Genomic DNA, 18,629 nt, shown 5'->3' on the forward strand with positions numbered 1-18,629 from the left:
CAGCGGTGGCGGCAGCAGCGCGTGGCTGGACGCGCTGATCAGTGCCGCGGCGAACGTCGTCCAGAACAGGCACAGGCGGCGGGGCAACGGCGTTCGTTGCGCAAAGCAAACGGCAGGGCGTGGCGTAACGGTGAGGCGGTTGTTTTCAGCGGGCATCGGTATTCTCCTGCGCGGGAACCGCATGGGCGGTCCCGCCTGTCTTGTTATTGATCTTCAGGCCGATCGGGGCGAGGGATTCCCCGGTTGCTGACTCCGTTCAACGATCTCCTTGCAGACGTTGGTTCATGCGCTGGCCAGGGCCTGCCGCAGCGCGTCGGCGATCTGGCCGGGGGTATCGACCACCTGCGCGCCGCCGGCTTCCAGGCGTTCACGCTTGGAGCGGTAGCTGCCCTGGTTGCCCATCACGATGGCGCCGGCGTGCCCCATCTTCTTGCCCGGTGGCGAGGCGCGGCCGGCGATGAAGGAGACCACCGGCTTGCCGACCTCGCGCAGCGCGTCGGCAGCCTCCTCCTCCATCGCACCGCCGATCTCGCCGACGATGACGATGGCCCGCGTGCCCTCGTCGGCCTGCAGCGCGCGCAGCGCCTCGACGGTGGTCGTGCCAAGCATCGGGTCCCCGCCGATGCCGAGAAACGCGGACTGGCCGAAACCGGCATTCACCAGGTTCAGGCAGATCAGCGTGCCAAGGCTGCCGGAGCGCGAGATCACGCCGATGTCGCCGGGCATGAATACGCGCCGATTGAAGGCCGGCATGATCCCGGCGAACGCCTCGCCGGGCGTGACGATGCCCGCGGTGTTCGGCCCGACGATGCGTGTGCCGTGGTGACGCGCGGCGGCATGGATGCGCATCACGTCCTGCGAGGGAATGTGCTCGGTGAGCACCACCAGTTGGCGAACCCCGGCCTCGATGGCATCGATGGCGGCGTCCCTGGCCGACACCGGGGGAATGAACATCACCGACATGTCGATGCCACCCAGTTCATCGGCGGCCTCCCTCGCCGACGCGAACACAGGTACGTCGCAGCAGGTCTCGCCGGCCTGCTTGGGATTGACCCCGCCGACGATACGGGTGCCGTACTCCTGCATCTTGGCGCTCCAGAAACGGCCCTGGCGGCCCGTGATTCCCTGGATCAGAACGCTGTGCTGTTTTCTCAGAATCATCGGGCAGCCTCCACCGCGGCCTGCACCGCGTCTTCCATCCGGTCATAGGGCTCGATACCCAGGTGCTGCTGAAGGATCGCCACCGCTTCCTCCTCGCCAGTGCCGTGGATCGAGAAGAACACCGGCACCGTCGGCCGCAGCGTCGCCCAGGCGTCCACCACGCCCTGGGTCATCACGTCGGTGCGCGCGAAGGCCCCGCAGAAGTTCACCACCAGGCTCTTCACCTTCGGATTGGCCAGCACCAGCTCCAGGGCCGGCGTCGCCTTGGTGTAGGCGTCGCCGCCGATTTCCAGGAAGTTCGCCGCACGGCCTCCGCAGTGGGCGATCACGTCCATGGTGGTCATGGTCAACCCGGCACCGTTGGCCAGCAGGCCGACTTCGCCGTCCGGTTCGATGTACTTGAACCCCAGTTCGGCGCCACGCGCCTCCAGTTCGCTGCGCGGCTCCGGCGTGCCCTGCGCCAGTTGCTCGGCCTGGCGAAAGCCGGCCGAATCGTCGATACGGAACTTGCAGTCCAGCGCCACCAGGGAACCATCGGCCAGTACCGCCAGCGGGTTGATTTCAACCAGCTCGGCATCGCGCTGCAGATAGACCTCGTAGAGGCGCACCAGCAGCTCCGCGACCGCGTCGCGCTGCGCACCGAGGTCGACCGCCGCCAGAGCGGCGCCGACCTGGCGGGCATCCAGCCCCTTCTCGATATCCACGGCGATCCGGCAGATCGCCTCCGGCCGGCTTTGCGCCAGTTCCTCGATGTCCATCCCGCCCTCGGCGGAGAACAGGACCAGCGGCTGGCGCGCGGCGGTGTCGTTCATCACCGCGGCATAGAACTCGCGGCTGATCGCCGCCTTCTGCTCGACCAGCACGCTGGGAACCCTGTACCCACCGATGCTCATGCCGAGTATCTGTCCGGCGGCGCTGCGCGCCTCGCGTGTCGATCAGCAACGCCAACGGCGGCAAGCTGCTCACCGTTTCCACCCAGGGCGCGGTGACCGGCGTCTCCGGCGACGGCGACATCAGCCTCGACACCGACGGCTCGCTGGTACTGGCCAACGCGATCAGCGACACCGGCCTGAGCCACACCGTCAGCCTGACCGCCGGCGGCAGCATCCGCGGCACTCAGGCGGCCGGTCTGCTGGACGTTTCCGCCCATGGCCTGCAGGCCATCGCCGGCAACGGCATCGGCCAGTCCGGCGATGCGCTGCAGGTGAAGCTGGAAAGCCTCTACGCCAACGGCGGCACGGGTGGCATCTACGTCAACAACCAGGGCACCCAGACCCTGGAGCTGACGCCCACCTACGCCTCGCTGTTCCGCAGCATGAACGTGGTGTCCTACCCGGCGCTCAAGGCCACCGGCGGCGCCATCCAGGTGACCACCGCGGGCGATCTGCAGGTGAACGGCGGCGTCAGCCACACCGGCACCGGCGATGTGACCCTGAACGCGGCGGGCGACATCCAGCAGAGCGCAGCGATCAGCACCAACAATGGCGCGATCACGCTGAATGCCAACGGTGACGTAGAGCAGGATGCGGCGATCAACACCACCAAGGGCAACATCGTCATCAAGTCCGGCGGCGACGTACACCAGGCCGCGGCGATCGCCAGCGGTGCCGGTAGCGTGGCGATCAACGCCGGCGGCGACATCGATCAGGACAGCACCATCAGCACCAAGGGCCGCGGCGCCATCGCCCTGGTCAGCGGCGGCTCCATCGACATGGGCAACCTGGCGAAAACCACCTCGGACAGCGGCAACATCAGCTACTCCGCGAAGGATCGCCTGAGCATCGGCCAGATCGAAACCAGCTCCGCACGCAGCGGTGGCACGGTGACCTTCATCGCGCCGCAGATCCTCGATGCCATGCCCGGCGTGGGCAACGTCAAGGGCTGGGTGGTGGACGTCAAATCGCCGAGCACCAGCTCGGGTCTGATCAAGGACCTGGTGGGTGATCTCGGAGGTGCGGCGCAGGTCAACCAGGACGATCGACTGATCGGCGGCAACCTCACCGAGGACACCCGTCGGGCGATGGACAACCTGGTGCACACCGCGCTGCAGCCACGCAACCCGATGAGCACCCTGCTCGTCGCCGGCCCGCTGAATGCAGGCGACATCCAGCCCGCCACCGGCTTCGAAGAGGACGGTAACGGCAACCTGGTGTTCGAAGCGAAGTAACCAGTACTGCAGGACCAGAGGCCGCCGGGGCAACCCGGCGGCCTTTTTCATGGGCGAAGGAATCTCGCCGCAAACGCCCACGCGCATCCGCCGCGCGCCCTTCTCGTGCAGGAGGCTCGGCGCCGGATCGCTGGATACGCACCGCCGTGCGCCTCGAACCCCGCTTCTGCACCGCTCAAAAAGCGCCCTGTTTCGCGTACCCTGTCCACTGCGCCCAGGCATGCAGAGCACGGGCGTGCGGCCGCTGGGCGTGCCCCGCCGGCACTTATCCGATTGGAAAGGAGTCCGATGATGACCACACTCGCCTGGCTGTCCTGGCATGCGCTGACCGCGACGTTCTGGCTATGGATTCTCTGCTGGGGCGGTGCTCGTGTCGTCGAAGGCTGGACATCGTTCTGGCTGATCCACTGGATGGCGCCGAGCTGGAACGCCGAGCAGATCAGGCTCTATGCGCTGTGCATCCTGGTGTTCCAGGCCATATGGTTTCTCATCGGCCTGTTCAAGCCGGAACTGCGCCTATTCATTTGAGCCCCGGCGCCAGGCGACAGGCGCGACGAATACGCCTCCACCGGCGGCCACAACGCCGCCCTCACCGATCAGGAGATCCGCATGGAGTACCACAAGCTCGGCCGCACCGGCCTCGACGTATCGCGGCTGTGCCTCGGCTGCATGACCTACGGCGTGCCCGACCGCGGCAGCCACCCCTGGACCCTCGACGAGGCGCAGAGCCGGCCGCTGATCCGCCAGGCCGTGGAGGCCGGGATCAACTTCTTCGACACCGCCAACATCTACTCGGACGGCACCTCGGAGGAGATCGTCGGCCGCGCGCTGAAGGAATTCACCCGCCGCGAAGAAGTGGTGATCGCCACCAAGGTCAACGGCCGCATGCACGCCGGGCCGAATGGCGCCGGGCTGAGCCGCAAGGCGATCATGCAGGAGATCGATAACTCGCTGCGCCGCCTGGGCACCGACTACGTCGACCTCTACCAGATCCACCGCTTCGACTATCAGGTGCCGATCGAGGAAACCCTGGAGGCGCTGCACGACGTGGTGAAGGCCGGCAAGGCCCGCTACATCGGGGCTTCGTCGATGTACGCCTGGCAGTTCGCCTCGATGCTGCACGTCGCCCGCGCCAATGGCTGGACCCGTTTCGCCACCATGCAGAATTACCTCAACCTGCTCTACCGCGAGGAAGAGCGCGAGATGCTGCCGCTGTGCCGGGCCGAGGGCATCGGTGTGATCCCGTGGAGCCCGATGGCGCGTGGCCGCCTCACGCGGCCATGGAACGAGACCAGCGAGCGCGCGGAAAGCGACCAGTTCGGCAAGTCGCTCTACGCCCATACCGCCGAGGCCGACCGCAAGGTGATCGAGGCGGTGGCGGCGGTCGCCGCGGCGCGCGGCGTCCCCCCTGCGCAGGTGGCGCTGGCCTGGGTACTGGCAAAGCCCGGCGTCAGCGCCCCGATCATCGGCGCCTCGAAACCCCAGCACCTCCCCGATGCCCTGGCCGCCCTGCAACTGACGCTGAGCGAAGAAGAAATCGCCCAGCTCGAGGCGCCCTACGTGCCGCACACCGTGGTCGGTTTCTCCTGATCGGCGAATCGGTCCGCTGCCGGGACCGTGCGACACCCGGCAGCGTCGACGAATAACCCTCACCGCTGAAGCCTTCGCCTGGTCGGGCGCCTTGAATCAGGGCGCCACGCCCGCGGGTCGCGAGGCTTCGCCCGCCAGCCAGTCGACGAAGCCCGCGTACAGCTGCGCAGGATCGGCCTGGCGCGGGTAGATCGCCACGTAGCCTGTGCGCGGAACACGGATGTCCGGAAGCGGCATCATCAGGTTGCCGCGGGCGATGTCGATCTCCAGCATCGGCATCGGGCCGATGCCGATCCCCAGCCCATCCTCCAGCGCCTGGCGGGTCACGAAGAAGTGATCGAAGGTCTGCCGTGGCAACCCCGCCAGGTGCTGGAGCCCGGCCGCCTCCAGCCAGTTGTCCCAGTCGCCGGCCCTGGTCTCGCTGGCGAGCAGGTTGTGCCCCTCGATGTCGCCCGGTGCCTGGATCGGTCGCCGGGCGAACAGCGCAGGGCTCATGATCAGCGTGTCGACGTCCTCCAGCAGCGGCACGACGTGGTGTTGCGGCCAGAGGTCGTTCCTCGCGACGCCCCGCCGAATCGCCACGTCGACACCGCCGCGCATGTCCTCGACCACGCATGAAACGGTGGTGACGACGACTTCGACGTCTGGATGCCCGGCGTGGTAGCGGTGCAGCCGGGGGATCAGCCAGCGCATCGCCAGGCTGGTCGGAGCGCTGACCCGGAGTATCCGCCGCACACCTGGCCGGCCGCAGGCACTCGCGGCAACCGCCAGGCGATCGAACGACAGGCCGACCTCCGCGGCGAAGGCGCGGGCCATCGCCGTGGCGACCATGCGGCGGCCTTCCTTGGTGAAGAGCTTTTCGCCCAACCAGCCTTCCAGCGTGGCGATCTGCTGGCTCACCGCGCCATGAGTGACCCCGAGCTGCAGGGCCGCATCGGCGTAGCTGCCCGTGCGGACGGCGGCTTCGAATGCACGCAGCGCATTGAGAGGAGGAAGACGGCGCATCGTTATTCCTTTAGAAAATCTGAAATTTATAGGTAATAAGATATCGATTTTCAATTTTTTCTATCATATTTACCCTGATTGCATGAAGACGTCACTCAATCTCCGTGCAGCATCGACTTCACCTACCGCCACGACGCCCAGGTCCCGCAGCCTGCTGGCCGCGTGCCTGACCCATGCGTTGCATGACGGTTACACGGATGGCCTGTATGCCTTCCTGCCGGTGTGGCAGGCACAGTTCGGTCTCTCCTACGCGGCGCTGGCCATGGTTCGCGCGCTCTACTACGGGACGATGGGCGGATTGCAGATTCCGGCCGACCGCGTGCTGCGCAACTGGTCGCCGCGGGCGACGCTGATTCTCTCGACCCTGCTGGCGTCGGCCGGCCTGCTTCTGATGGCGCTGCCGCTCGGCTTCGCCGGCCTGTGCGTCGGGCTGGTCGTGGCTGGCATCGGGTCGAGCATCCAGCACCCGAGGGGCTCCATGCTGGTCACCGATACCTATGGGGCCGATTCACGACGGCCCCTGGGCATCTACAACTTCTCGGGCGATCTCGGGAAGGCGGTGCTGCCGGCGGTGGTCGCGCTGCTGCTGCCGCTTCTGGCATGGCGGCCGGTGCTGGCGTTGATGGCGGTGCTGGGCGTCGCGCTGGTGATCGCCCTGCTGGCGCTGGCACCCAATACGCGCGTGGTCCGCCATGCGCCCGCGCAGGCCAGGGCCGGGCGCGGCCGTGGTGGCTTCGGCATCCTGACGACGATAGGCGCGCTCGATACCGCCACACGCATGGGCTACCTGCTGTTCCTGCCCTTCCTGATCCATGCCCGCGGCGGCGACTCGCCGACGGTGGGCCTGGCGCTGGCGTTGCTGTTCCTCGGCGGCGCCTTCGGCAAATTCACCTTCAGTTGGCTCGGTGAGCAGGTAGGTGTCACCAGATGCGTGGCGCTGGCCGAGACGGTCACGGCGCTGCTGATCATCGGGACGCTGTTCACCCCACTGATCCCGACGCTCCTCCTGCTGCCGCTGCTGGGGATCGTGCTGAACGGCACCTCGTCGGTCCTCTACGGCACCGTCCCCGAACTGTCCGATGGGGACACCGGGCGTGCGTTTGCCGTCTTCTATACCAGCGTGATCGGTTCCGGCGGCGTCGCACCGATCCTCTACGGCGCCATCGCCGATCACAGCAGCCAGACGGTCGGCCTGCTGGCCACCGCGGCAACCGCCGCCGCTGTCGTACCACTGGTGCTGGTACTGAGCCGTTTCATTCAACAGCCATCGCACGAAGGTGAGTAAATGAACAAGACTTCGGACACTCCCGTCATCCTGATTACCGGCGGAAGCCGTGGCGTAGGTGCGGCGACGGCCCGCCTCGCCGCCGAAAAGGGCTACGACGTCGCCATCAGTTACGCGTCCAACGAGGCCGCCGCCCGGGCCGTGGTGGCCGATGTCGAAGCGGCGGGCCGCCAGGCGCTGGCGGTGCGCGCGGACAGCGCCGACCCCACGCAGGTCACCCAGCTGTTCGAGCGCATCGACCAACGCTTCGGGCGCCTGGACGTGCTGGTGAACAATGCCGGCATCATCGCCAGACAGTCCCGCCTGGAAGACCTCGGATTCGAGCGGATGCAGCGCATCTTCGCGGTCAATGCGATCGGCCCGATGCTCTGCGCGCAGCAGGCCGCCAGGCGCATGTCCCATCGCCACGGCGGACCGGGCGGCGTGGTGATCAACGTTTCATCAGCAGCGGCCAGGCTCGGCAGCCCGAACGAGTATGTCGACTACGCGGCCTCGAAGGGCGCGCTGGAGACCTTCACCATCGGCTTCGCCAAGGAGGTCGCACGGGAGGGAATCCGGGTCAACTGCGTCCGGCCGGGACACATCTACACCGAGATGCATGCCAGCGGCGGCGAACCCGGACGGGTGGATCGCATCAAGGACAGCATCCCGATGGGACGCGGTGGCCAGCCCGAAGAAGTGGCCCGCGCGATCCTCTGGCTGGCAAGCGCAGAAGCCTCCTTCGTGACGGGTACCTTCCTCGACGCCACCGGGGGCAAGTAGGCAGCGACGACGAGCCTTCGTCCCGCCCGCCGGCCGGCGCGCCAGCCTGGGTCAAGCGCCGTTTCGCATCACGCCTTCGACGAACTCGGCGAACGAGCGGGCCTTGGCCGTGGCCAGGCGCCCGGTCGGGAAGACCGCCCACAGGTCGATGTCGGGAAGCGACCAGTTCTCCAGCAGCCGCAGTACCCGGCCATCGGCCAGTTCCGGCGCGAACATCCAGTCCGACGCGATGGCGAGGCCCAGGTCGGCAAGCACCGCGGCGCGGATGCCTTCGGCGGCGCTGAAACGCGCCCGGCCGCGCACCAGCACCGAGACTTCCGCGCCCTCGCGGGTGAAGTTCCACACATTGCCCGACTGGCTGAACAGCACCGTTTCGTGATCGGCGAGGTCGGCGGGAACCCGCGGCACACCGGCACGCGCGAGGTATGCGGTGGTGGCGAACACCGAGCGCGGCGAGGACGCCAGCTTGCGCGCAACGACGGCCGAGTCGGCCAATGCGCCCATCCTCAGCGAGACGTCGATGCCTTCGGCGATCAGGTCGATCGTGCGGTCGTCCAGCACCACGTCCACCTCGAGATCGGGGTGCGCAGCGAGGAAGCGCGGCAAATGCGGGATGACGTGCAGGCGCGCGAAGGTGGGCGCCGCCGAAATGCGCAGCCGCCCGGACAGACCGGTGCCCGCGCCGCGTGCGGCCAGTTCGGCCTCGTCCGCCTCCTGGATGGCGACCCGCGCGCGCTCGTAGAAGCGCACGCCGGCTTCCGTCGGCGTCAGCCCGTGGGTGGAGCGCAGAAGCAGCTTCACGCCCAGCCGTTGTTCCAGTTGCGCGACGGTCTTCGATACCGCCGGCTGCCCGACCTCCAGCACGCGGGCAGCCGCGGAGAAGGAACCGGCCTCCACTACTCGCACGAATGCGGTCATCGCCAGCAAACGGTCCATTTTATTCCTTAATGGAATAGAGGTTATCTCCGCATCATATCTGCCATTCCATTTAGCGGGTATCCACAATCTCGATCACGGTCTTTCAGCACTTCTGCTGAAACAACCTCACCTCGATAAGGAATCCGCCATGCCCCGCTTCGACACTTACCAGAACGCCTATCCCAACGCCCGCCTGACCCGCTCTGCCGAAGGCGTGCTGGAAATCGCCCTGCACACCGACGGCGGCAAACTGGTTTTCAACGGCCACACCCATGAGCAGTTCGTGGACCTGTTCCACGACGTCGGCAGCGATCCCGACAACCGCGTGGTCATTCTCACCGGCACCGGCGATGCCTTCATGGATGCCATCAGCCCCGAAGGCTTCGACTTCTTCACCCCGCGTGGCTACGACAAGATCTTCCGCGAGGGCAAGAAGGTGCTGATGAACCTCCTCGACATCGAGGTGCCGCTGATCGCCGCGCTCAACGGCCCGGTGCTGCTGCATTCGGAGTACGCGCTGCTGGCCGACATCGTGCTGGCCACGCCGGAAACGGTGTTCCAGGACAAGCCGCACTTCGACTTCGGCATCGTCCCCGGCGATGGGGTCAACCTGCTGTGGCCGGAAGTCATCGGCAGCGTGCGCGGCCGCTACTTCATCCTGACCCGCCAGCAACTCGATGCGCAGACCGCCAAGGAATGGGGCGCGGTCAACGAGATCGTGCCCGCCGACCGCCTGCTGGCGCGCGCCCATGAGATCGCCGGAGAACTGGCGAAGCTGCCGCCGCTGACCAGCCGCTACACCCGCATCGCCCTGACCCAGAAGCTGCGCCGGATCGTCGACGAAGGCGCCGGCTACGGCCTGGCGCTGGAAGGCATCAGCGCCGCCGAAGTGGCGCGGTCGATGAATCCGCCCGCCTGATCCTCGTGGCAGGTGGACCGCGGCGCGGACCGCCTGCCGCTCCCCGTCCTTTTCCCGGAGAACGCCCCATGTCACTGCAAGACAGACTCGATGCCTTCAAGGCCGACTTCCAGGCCGGCAAACCGCCCTACAACGTGCCGCCCTCGGTCATCGCCACCATGCAGCGCGCCACCGCCGAACTGATCGCCTCGGGCGCGGCGCAGAACGCCCTGAAGGCGGGCAACCCGGCGCCCTCCTTCACGCTCGACGACCCGGACGGCCATCCTGTGTCGTCTGCCGACCTGCTGCGCGAAGGCCCGTTGGTGGTCACCTTCTACCGCGGCGTCTGGTGCCCCTACTGCAATCTGGAACTGCAGGCGCTGCAAGCCGCGCTGCCGGACATCCGAGCCGCAGGCGCCCGCGTGCTGGCCATCTCGCCGCAGGTGGCCGCCAACAGCCGGAAGTCGGTGCGCCAGAACGCCCTGGAATTCCCGATCCTGTCGGACCCGCACAACGACGTGGCCGCCGCGTTCGGTCTGCGCTTCGAGTTGCAGGATTATCTGGTCGAACTCTACAAGTCGTTGAAGAATGACCTGCCTGCGTTCAACGGAGATCCGAGCTGGACGCTGCCGATGCCGGCGCGCTACGTGATCGCACCGGACGGCACCATCGTCTATGCCGAGGTCAACCCCGACTACACGCGCCGCCCCGATCCGGCGGAAATGCTGCCGGCCATCCGCAAGGCCGCGCTCTGAACCACCCAATGCCGCTCGCCACGGGCGAGCGCGAAGGAGCAATCATGTCCCGTACCTTTCTCATCAGCGGCGCCAGCAAGGGCATCGGCTTGGCGCTCTCGACACGGCTCGCCGCCGCCGGCCACCACGTCGTCGGCCTCGCGCGCAACGCGCCGGCGAGTTTTCCCGGCACCTTCGTCGCCGTCGACCTCGGCGATGACGATGCCACCCGCTCGGCGCTGAACGACATCGCCCAACGGTTCGCGCTGGACGGTGTGGTGAACAACGTCGGCCTGGTCAATGCCGCGGCGCTGGCGGAGGTGACCCTGCCCGCGCTGGATGACGTCATGCGCGTCAACCTGCATTCCGCGCTGCTGGCTACCCAGGTCGCGTTGCCCGGCATGCAGGCGCGCGGCTGGGGCCGCATCGTCAACATCTCCAGCCTGACCGTCCTCGGCATGCCGCAGCGCACGGCTTACGCGGCGGCGAAGGCCGCATTGGTGAGCTTCACCCGCAGCTGGGGACTGGAGCTGGCCGGTACCGGCATCACGGTCAACGCCGTGGCGCCCGGCCCGACCGAAACCGAACTGTTTCGCGCCAACAACCCGCCGGGCAGCGAAGGTGAACGGCGCTACCTCTCGGGTGTACCGATGGGACGCTTCGGCATGCCGGACGAGATCGCCGCGACCATCGCCTTCCTGCTGTCGGACGACGCGGCCTTCATGACCGGACAGACGCTGCACGTCGATGGCGGCGCATCGCTCGGACGCGCCGCGTTCTGATGCAGGGCGACACGGCGTGTGCGTGAAGCATCGCGCAGGAGCACGGTGCCCGGCCGCGACGGCCGGGCGCCGCGAGAAGCCTGAGCGAACAAACGCGGGCAGCCGCAGTGGGCGCGGCCTGTCGCAATCAGCAGACGGTCAGGACGATCTTGCCCTGGATGCCGCCCTCGGCGACGCGCCGGTGCGCGCGTGAGGCATCCGACAGCGGAAAAACACTGTCGATCACGACCTCGACAGTGCGTCGGTCGAGCAGCGTCGCCAACTGCGCCAGTTGCGCGCCGCTCGAGCGCACCTGGGTCGAGGACACCCTGATCCCGCGCCTTGCCGCGGCAGCGTGACCCTCGAAGCCGAGTGGGTTGACCAGGAACAGCGCTCCGCCAGGCCTGATCACCTCCAGGAACCGCTCCATCCGCGGTCCGCCCACCGCGTCGAGCACCAGGTCGGCCTCCCGGACGACTTCTTCCACGACGGTTTCCCGGTAATCGATGAACTGGTCCACGCCGAACTCGCCGAGCTTCGCCGCGTTCCTGGCCGAAGCCACGGCGATCACCCGCGCGCCCTTCATCTTGGCCACTTGCGCCGCCAGATGGCCGACACCCCCGCCCGCACCGTTGACCAGCACCGTCCGGCCCTCAAGCTCGACCGGTGCATGCGGGACGTCCTGGAAGGGATTGGCTGCGTCGTGATCAGGCTCGACCAGGAACTGCCACGCGGTCAGCAGCGACATCGGCGCGGCGGCGGCGTGGATGTGATCCAGCCCGGCCGGCTTGTGGGCCAGGTGTGCGGCCGGCGCGCTGACGTACTCGGCGTAGGCGCCGCTGCCAGTCATCACGCCCTCCGGGAAGCGGAGCATGCCGTAGACCTCGTCTCCGGCCCTGAACCCAGCGACGCCGGCCGAGGTCGCCTCGACCACGCCGGAAATATCGGTGCCAAGGATCAGCGGGAAGTCGGCGTCCGGCCGCCATTCGGGCGGCAGGGCGCGATAACCGTCGCGTAGATACCAGTCTGGAGGATTGAGGCCGACCGCCCGGACACGGACCAGGACCTCGCCCGGCTGTATCTCGGGCCTGGGCGCATCCTCGTAGGTCAGTACTTCAGGCCCGCCGAAGGCATGCAATCGAACCGCTTTCATCGTCTCGCTCATGGCGTTCTCCTTTGCGAGCCACTGTAGCGGCACACTCTTGAGTTGATAATCAGGCCGCAAATCGCTTCTATACTTCCGCCATGGAAAGAATGAACCTTGACCGTCTCACCGGGTTGATCGCCTTCGCGCGGGTCGGCGCGCTGGGCAGCTATGCGGCGGCGGCGCGGTCGCTGTCGATTTCCCCCTCGGCTGTCAGCAAGAGCATCCAGCGACTCGAGCAGCGCCTGGGGGTCTCGCTGTTCACCCGCACGACCCGCTCGCTGGCGTTCACGCCCGAAGGCCGCGACCTCCACGAGCGCGCCCTGAGCCTGATTCGCCAGGCCGAGGAAATCGAGCAGATGGCGCTGACGGCGCGCTCCGAACCGCGCGGCACGCTGCGGGTGGCCACCTCCCTGCCGATCGGCCTGCACGTGATCGCGCCTGCCCTGCCCGCGTTCCGGCGGCGCTTTCCCGAGGTGACGATCGAGCTTCGGCTCGGCGACCGGATGACCGATCTGATAGAAGAAGGGATCGACGTCGCCGTGCGTATCGGCGACCTCCCGGACAGTCGCCTGCTGTCGCGCAAGCTGGCGCCGTACCGGCTCTGCTGCGTTGCCTCGCCCGCCTACCTCGCCGCGCGCGGCGCGCCCGCGCATCCACACGACCTCGACGGCCACGACACGGTAAACCTGCGCTACCAGAGCACAGGCCAGCCGTTCCGCTGGCCCTTCATGATCGGAGGCCAGGAAATCGAGATCCTGCCGAGGTCCGAGATCGTCGTGGATGCCAGCGAGGCGGTGATGGCCGCGCTCGTCGCCGGCGGCGGGATCGGGATCGGCGCGTCGTTCGCCGCCGCGCCCTATATCGCGCGCGGAGAGCTGTCGCCGGTGCTCGTCGACTTCGCGGTGGAACGGCAGAATGTCACCGCCCTGTGGCCGGAGAGCCGACGCAGCAATCCGGCGGTTCGCGCCTTCCTGGACATGCTGGGACCGGCGTTCGAGCGCAGGACGACCGTGTCAGAGCTGGCCGAAACCGGGCTGCGGTAATCGCCAGCGCGATGACGGACTTGCGGCGTCGAGCGCCAGATGCGCGCATGGCCTCTGGCATCGACACCCCCGGACGGAAGTGAAATACAACGGTAACGACACTCAGGCGAAGGCGAAAACCACCGCAGGACCTACATCATTACCGCCAGTTGTATCCCTCATTCCCACTCTATTATCAATAGGCACATATAAACCCTTGGAACCGCACTTTTTAAAGCAACTGCTATTTCGAGACCATGAGAAGTACCATACTGGAAACCCCTCTTGAGGGTGATATCGCTAGAAAACACCTTCTCAGGGCAACGCCGGTATAAAGCTGCCGCATCAACACCGGAATCTGGAGAGCACCAGCCCATAATCGAATCGGGCGACCGATTGGGATATCGTCTCATCCAACCTGCGAGAGGCCAAGAAGCGGACGGGTTGAGCCTATATGGCTTGGGCCTTAACGGCGCAGCGCAGATGCTGCAGCCTCCTCTGCGCCGTGAACCTCGGCGTCAAGTAGGCGCTCGTAGATCGTCATCGCACGAGCTTTGATCTCTATTGGTGAGCGCTGAAGTGCAATCACAAGCCCTATAAATTCGCCGTCGTACAATCCTCCAACGGTCCTATCTGGCGATGTACGTGCAAGCTCAGTTGCAGCCTCTGCGATTTCAAGCACCAGCATTTCAAAGCCAGGATAAAGCAACAGGTACTGAAGCGAGCGTACAAACAGCAGCCCCATCGATTCTCTGAGCAGATCAATATTTACTGCAACAGAAGCCAGCAGGGCTCGCGTCATCTCATCGGGAGGTAATCGCTCGCCACGATCTACAGCTGTAGATAGAGCATGAGCCTCGAAGCCACTGACAATGCTGGCGACAGAAATGAGGTAGGCATGCGAGCGGCTTCGAATATCGAGATTAAGTTCCCCCCACCCCGCTGCAGCCGCAAATAACACGCCAGACCTGGCAGAAATATCATTCCCGGCCATCACCGCTTCGACTATCTCGCCCATACCACAAGAAGCAGCACTATCGACAATTACGCTAGCAGCAGAGAACTCACCACCAATCTGCCTAAGTTTATGATCGCTATGACTGAGCCAAAAGTTGACAATCTCCTGCTGTAGGTTCGTATGCATGCGAACGCGCAGGCGCCACAACGACTGGACTACAGCTGCATCTTCAAACGCCGCTGGAAACCTCCGCCAGATCGCCTCAGTCAGCTCGCCCACTCTTGCCGCATCTGCCCACCAAAGTTCATGCGACCTGAACATTAGGATCGCACTCCAAACCTCGGGATCTTCAGGATGAGTAACGTGTAGTTCCAACTCCGCGAGCCAACCATCACAATCCACGCCGTCACGGTGGACATATCCCGCTGCGATCGCTGACAGCAGCGTGAAGTTGCGCTGAGGAAGAAAATGCATCCCGCCGCCCCTGCCAAATAGCATGGCCTCAGGGCGCTGATCTGGCTTCTCATTCCGCTCACGATTGGATTTGTTTAGCTCGGCATGACGCACTGTTTCTGCAGCCAATACATTAGGGTCGCGCTGCAGCCAACCCCTGAGCAACTCGATGTTACGCCCCTCAAGACCTTTCAGACGTTTAGCGAGCGCCTCCATGGCGCTGGCAACATCGTGGCGAAAGCTAGTCGACGAAAACCCACGGGATTGGGAATCCCAGATCAAAGCCTTTAGTGCTTGAGCGTCAACTGCCTCAACCGCCGACAACTCCCTAATCGCAGCGCCCGTGACCTGCTCGTGCAGACCCGGTTGTAAACGCGGGATGATACGAAGAGCACGATCTGGGAACGACTTCGAAAATGAGGCAAAAGCCCGAGACAACTCAGTGACACCGCCCTTTAGCCAATGCTTCGCATGCTCATGGCGACCAGCGTGATCGTTGACTGCATTGAGCATTTTGATAATCGCGTCGTCATTTGCTTTGGCCATCTGATCATGGCCCATGGGGGACTCAACCATCCGCGCCAGCATCCGACCTCGGTGCTTTGCTTGCAGTGTGGGCTGCTCGACCTTCCACTCCTCAACTTGCCTACGACGACGGGCCGTCAGCACTTGTACTGGCAGCTCGGCAAGCAACCGCAATCTCCGCTCATCAGACCAACGAAGCAAATTCCTTCGCTGTGCAGGATCTCGCTCTTCCTGTAGGTCTTCCTTCCAAGGCTCCCATGACTCGATATAGTCACGAATTTGCTCAACATCTCCAGGGGAGAGGTAGGGAATAATCAAGCCGATCAGATTACTTGATGACCAGCCACAGATCATCTGACCAACACCTTCTTCATCGTCGAACATGTCGCTACGTAGATGAAGACGCCGCTGATCGGCCAAGAGAAACGCGAGCGCATACTCAGCAAATACAGCCGAGTTCGCCGCCAGGGTATCGGCCACTAGCGACTGAACCTCGTCAATTTCTACAGCTACAAAAGTCGCAAGCAAGGCGCGCACACCTAGCGGATCAGAAACTGCTGACTCTTCGAGCACACTCCGCAGAAGCTGCGTCAAATGCCCCTCGCCATCGTCATATTTCCAATCGTATGGAACAGATATCGATCGCGGATACCGATGCCCGGGCCGGCCATCACCAACCTCTCGCGACACCACCCCGACAAACCAGGGCAGGAGCCGTTCGGCACAATAGAGCGGTGCGGCTGCCGCAATCTTTTCAACACCATAAACCCTGATGCCGTTGTACCGATCCTCAGGCTGCAACTCAGCCCAAAATGAGATGAGATTCAAAGCAACTCGGGTATTACCGTTCTCATGCAAAGTCTTGGCGTAATGGGATATCGCCCAATCTGCCAACTTCGTACGATTAAAGATCTTACGGACATGGGCGATTGCACGGTCGGTCGCAATACCAGAACGCTCAAAGAGACTAAACACGTCTCCATCATGTGACGCATCCGACCAATAGCGGTCGACCAGATCCATAACTTGGCTTGAGTCCTCATCAACTTCTCGAACGAGCAGCATGGTCGCATTCCAGCGATGCTTTTCGTCCTGCAGAAGGAAAGGAAGGATCGGCAGTAACCCTGATCTCCAGCACGGCCATCTTAGCGCTACCTGCCTGAATGCCCGATTCGCAAGTGCATAATCGTTACGCGCCATCCAATCGACCCAAGCAATATCACTTGCGCTCGGATCATCAGCACTCGCCAAATAATCGGCCACAAGATGTCGCAAATGTCTGCGTGTCTTGGGGTTTGGTAACAACAAGCGAATAGCCGCCTCATAAGACGCCATATCAACCCTTCGCATGTGCTCAAGACCGCGCAAGATTGTTCCCCGTGCAAACAACCCTTCTTGGCGACTCCACGCGTAATCAGCCAGCCCTTCTGCAGTTCGGAGTGTCTTAGCCTGGAAATCATCGAGCCATGACTGATGCCTGAATCCAATGCTGGCGTCTTCACGGATGACGATGCCAATCGACTCGGCCCAACGCAGCATCTCGCTGTAGTCCGGGTCATAGTAAGCGGCCGGCCGCCAGAGGCTCTCATACTGCGTCATGTCAGCCGCGAGCTGGCGCAAGAACGCCAGACACGAAGCACGCGCGGGCCCTACAGGTAGTTTTTTGTCGAGCCATCGATCAAGTAAGTTTGCTGCCGTAAAATCCGCAGGATTCAAGCCAGATTTGGAAAGATCGACGTATATACCGAGAGCAAACGGTGTACGCAGCGCCTCTTTGAGACTATCCGGCACGACAGTGGAGTCGATACCGAGCTCACCAAGCAGTGTGGATATCCGCTCGAACGGAGGAAGAGCAAGTAGTAACTCATCCGCTTCAAGCAACCTAAATCGAGCGTCGAACTTCGCCTCAAATGGTCGCGAAGAAACGATGACATGAATGGGAAGCTTATTGCCCTCTTGACTCTTTGCCTCCTGTAGCCGAGACGCAAGGCGAAGTAAGACCTGCATGCGCTGTGAACTCTGGTCCATCACTTCACTGACAGCGTCAAGCTGATCAATGATCAGCACAACCGGGGCTTCAACCGCCAGCGAGACAAGCTCCTTTTCGATATCACCTGACATACCAAGATCGCGAGCGAGGTCGGCGAAATTCACAATATTAGGGCTAAGCATGTCGGCCTTTATCGCTAGCACAATCTGGCCGCGGGCTTTGATGGCACAATACAGCTCAGCGAGCAGTGCTGACTTCCCAGTCCCTGCTCCTCCAACAACCAGCGTGGAGCCTGCAGGATGCCGATTGATCCGGTGGATCAGATCGTCGAACTCTGGTCGCTCTATATGCTGCCCCCAAATCAGTTGGGGCCAGTCGGCCAGACCGCGGGCCCCCCGCGTAATGTCTTCCTCAACATCAGCTCTGGTGAGTGTTTGTGTGGTCTTTGAGACCAAGCCAACTGCGGCGAACCGAGCCTCAATCATGGCCTCGGCATCCTCCACAGCAACGACAAGTTGAACTTTGAAAAACCGCTGACGGACAGCAGGGATGCACTCCAGTAACGCATCGAGGTCGACTGGTCTAAGAAGCTCATATTTTAAGTTCTTCAGGCCCGCCCTAATGCTTGGCATGACAGCCTCGATCTTCAGCATCGAGAAAGCTTCATACTTTTTAATGACGTCGGTAGCCAGACCTAAAAGCTCTGTTTCATTGGCAGTTAACCAAGTCTGTGGCGCATCGAAAAAATCGGTTGTAGTGCTGGCAGGATCTGAAGCAAGGGCAAGAATAAATCGGAAATCGGCCGGTTCCGGCATAAGTGCCGGCTCAAGCACGGCATTTAGAAGAAACTTGATTACCTCACGGAGCGTGTCCGGCCGGGTAAAACCGGCCTTAACCTTTTTGCACTGAATAAGCCCAACTGGCCGCTCATCCTTGGTGAGCCAAACATCCCGCCCTTGATCAGCTCCTGTGACCATCAAGCGAGCATTGCTGTACCACGACGACCCAGATGCACGCCCTCGATAGATGCTGTACAGGAGGAGTTCAAAATCAGCGTCCATTAACGCAAGATAATTTGCTCTATCTGGTCCCACGCGTCCTTCGTCTACGGCTTCGACGTGAGCGTATGCAACGTTAATCTCATCATCTGTGAGGAGTTTCATTCTGATCTTCCGTGTTTGACGATATCCAGCTACCGACAGAGAGCCGCCACCAACACAATGCGGCTCTTTCAATAGCGAGAGTAAGTCATT

At 63.7% G+C, this 18,629-nt stretch carries 15 protein-coding genes; 9 read left to right on the forward strand and 6 right to left on the reverse strand.

Going from position 1 to position 18,629, the window contains the following annotated elements:
• Positions 1 to 282: 282 nt before the first annotated feature.
• Complete coding sequence (locus B3E91_RS05225) at positions 283 to 1,161, reverse strand: succinate--CoA ligase subunit alpha (RefSeq protein ID WP_287028611.1); 879 nt, start codon at positions 1,159 to 1,161, stop codon at positions 283 to 285.
• The gene (locus tag B3E91_RS05230; RefSeq protein WP_287028612.1) at positions 1,158 to 2,054 is read right to left on the reverse strand and encodes an ATP-grasp domain-containing protein; all 897 of its coding nucleotides are present in this window, start codon (positions 2,052 to 2,054) and stop codon (positions 1,158 to 1,160) included. Before B3E91_RS05230 ends, B3E91_RS05225 begins: the two co-directional genes overlap by 4 nt.
• Positions 2,055 to 2,089: 35 nt before the next feature.
• Between B3E91_RS05230 and B3E91_RS05235 the strand changes: the two genes are divergently transcribed.
• The 3 genes from B3E91_RS05235 to B3E91_RS05245 all read left to right on the forward strand — a co-directional run bounded on the left by B3E91_RS05235 (position 2,090) and on the right by B3E91_RS05245 (position 4,918).
• Entirely contained in the window at positions 2,090 to 3,328 is a 1,239-nt protein-coding gene (locus B3E91_RS05235; RefSeq protein ID WP_287028613.1) for a hypothetical protein, read from the forward strand.
• Between the two features lie 291 nt (positions 3,329 to 3,619).
• The gene (locus B3E91_RS05240) at positions 3,620 to 3,856 is read left to right on the forward strand and encodes a hypothetical protein (RefSeq protein ID WP_090227195.1); all 237 of its coding nucleotides are present in this window, start codon (positions 3,620 to 3,622) and stop codon (positions 3,854 to 3,856) included.
• Between the two features lie 81 nt (positions 3,857 to 3,937).
• Positions 3,938 to 4,918 (forward strand): aldo/keto reductase, encoded by a 981-nt coding sequence (locus tag B3E91_RS05245; protein ID WP_287028614.1) that lies wholly within the window; start codon positions 3,938 to 3,940, stop codon positions 4,916 to 4,918.
• Positions 4,919 to 5,014: 96 nt separating this feature from the next.
• Here B3E91_RS05245 and B3E91_RS05250 read toward each other — a convergent pair whose 3' ends face one another.
• Positions 5,015 to 5,923, reverse strand: a complete 909-nt coding sequence (locus tag B3E91_RS05250) for a LysR substrate-binding domain-containing protein (protein ID WP_287028615.1) — start codon at positions 5,921 to 5,923, stop codon at positions 5,015 to 5,017.
• Between the two features lie 82 nt (positions 5,924 to 6,005).
• On the opposite strand from B3E91_RS05250, the gene B3E91_RS05255 reads away from it, so the two are divergent.
• Together B3E91_RS05255 and B3E91_RS05260 are read left to right on the forward strand one after the other, a co-directional pair.
• A complete protein-coding gene (locus tag B3E91_RS05255; RefSeq protein ID WP_287028616.1) occupies positions 6,006 to 7,208 on the forward strand; it encodes an MFS transporter in 1,203 nt (400 codons plus the stop codon).
• Positions 7,209 to 7,970 (forward strand): glucose 1-dehydrogenase, encoded by a 762-nt coding sequence (locus B3E91_RS05260; RefSeq protein ID WP_273232222.1) that lies wholly within the window; start codon positions 7,209 to 7,211, stop codon positions 7,968 to 7,970. It abuts the gene before it with no gap.
• Positions 7,971 to 8,021: 51 nt separating this feature from the next.
• On the opposite strand, the gene B3E91_RS05265 is transcribed toward B3E91_RS05260, so the two are convergent.
• Positions 8,022 to 8,906, reverse strand: a complete 885-nt coding sequence (locus tag B3E91_RS05265; RefSeq protein WP_287028617.1) for a LysR family transcriptional regulator — start codon at positions 8,904 to 8,906, stop codon at positions 8,022 to 8,024.
• A 130-nt stretch (positions 8,907 to 9,036) separates the two neighbouring features.
• Between B3E91_RS05265 and B3E91_RS05270 the strand changes: the two genes are divergently transcribed.
• The 3 genes from B3E91_RS05270 (at position 9,037) to B3E91_RS05280 (ending at position 11,302) form a co-directional block, all read left to right on the forward strand.
• Entirely contained in the window at positions 9,037 to 9,807 is a 771-nt protein-coding gene (locus B3E91_RS05270) for an enoyl-CoA hydratase/isomerase family protein (protein ID WP_273232219.1), read from the forward strand.
• A 68-nt stretch (positions 9,808 to 9,875) separates the two neighbouring features.
• Positions 9,876 to 10,541, forward strand: coding sequence for a peroxiredoxin-like family protein (locus B3E91_RS05275; RefSeq protein WP_273232217.1), 666 nt, complete (start codon positions 9,876 to 9,878; stop codon positions 10,539 to 10,541).
• Between the two features lie 41 nt (positions 10,542 to 10,582).
• Positions 10,583 to 11,302: an SDR family oxidoreductase gene (locus B3E91_RS05280; RefSeq protein WP_287028647.1), complete on the forward strand. Its 720-nt coding sequence runs from the start codon at positions 10,583 to 10,585 to the stop codon at positions 11,300 to 11,302.
• 127 nt (positions 11,303 to 11,429) lie between these two features.
• Here B3E91_RS05280 and B3E91_RS05285 read toward each other — a convergent pair whose 3' ends face one another.
• Positions 11,430 to 12,446, reverse strand: a complete 1,017-nt coding sequence (locus tag B3E91_RS05285; RefSeq protein ID WP_287028618.1) for an NADP-dependent oxidoreductase — start codon at positions 12,444 to 12,446, stop codon at positions 11,430 to 11,432.
• Between the two features lie 89 nt (positions 12,447 to 12,535).
• Here B3E91_RS05285 and B3E91_RS05290 point away from each other — a divergent pair, with 89 nt between their 5' ends.
• Positions 12,536 to 13,471 (forward strand): LysR family transcriptional regulator, encoded by a 936-nt coding sequence (locus tag B3E91_RS05290; RefSeq protein WP_287028619.1) that lies wholly within the window; start codon positions 12,536 to 12,538, stop codon positions 13,469 to 13,471.
• A gap of 445 nt (positions 13,472 to 13,916) precedes the next feature.
• Here B3E91_RS05290 and B3E91_RS05295 read toward each other — a convergent pair whose 3' ends face one another.
• Positions 13,917 to 18,539: an ATP-binding protein gene (locus B3E91_RS05295; protein ID WP_287028620.1), complete on the reverse strand. Its 4,623-nt coding sequence runs from the start codon at positions 18,537 to 18,539 to the stop codon at positions 13,917 to 13,919.
• Positions 18,540 to 18,629: the final 90 nt, after the last annotated feature.

Origin of the sequence: Pseudomonas sp. UBA6310, assembly GCF_002438225.1 — a bacterium.
Taxonomy (GTDB): Bacteria; Pseudomonadota; Gammaproteobacteria; order Pseudomonadales; family Pseudomonadaceae; genus Pseudomonas_O; species Pseudomonas_O kuykendallii.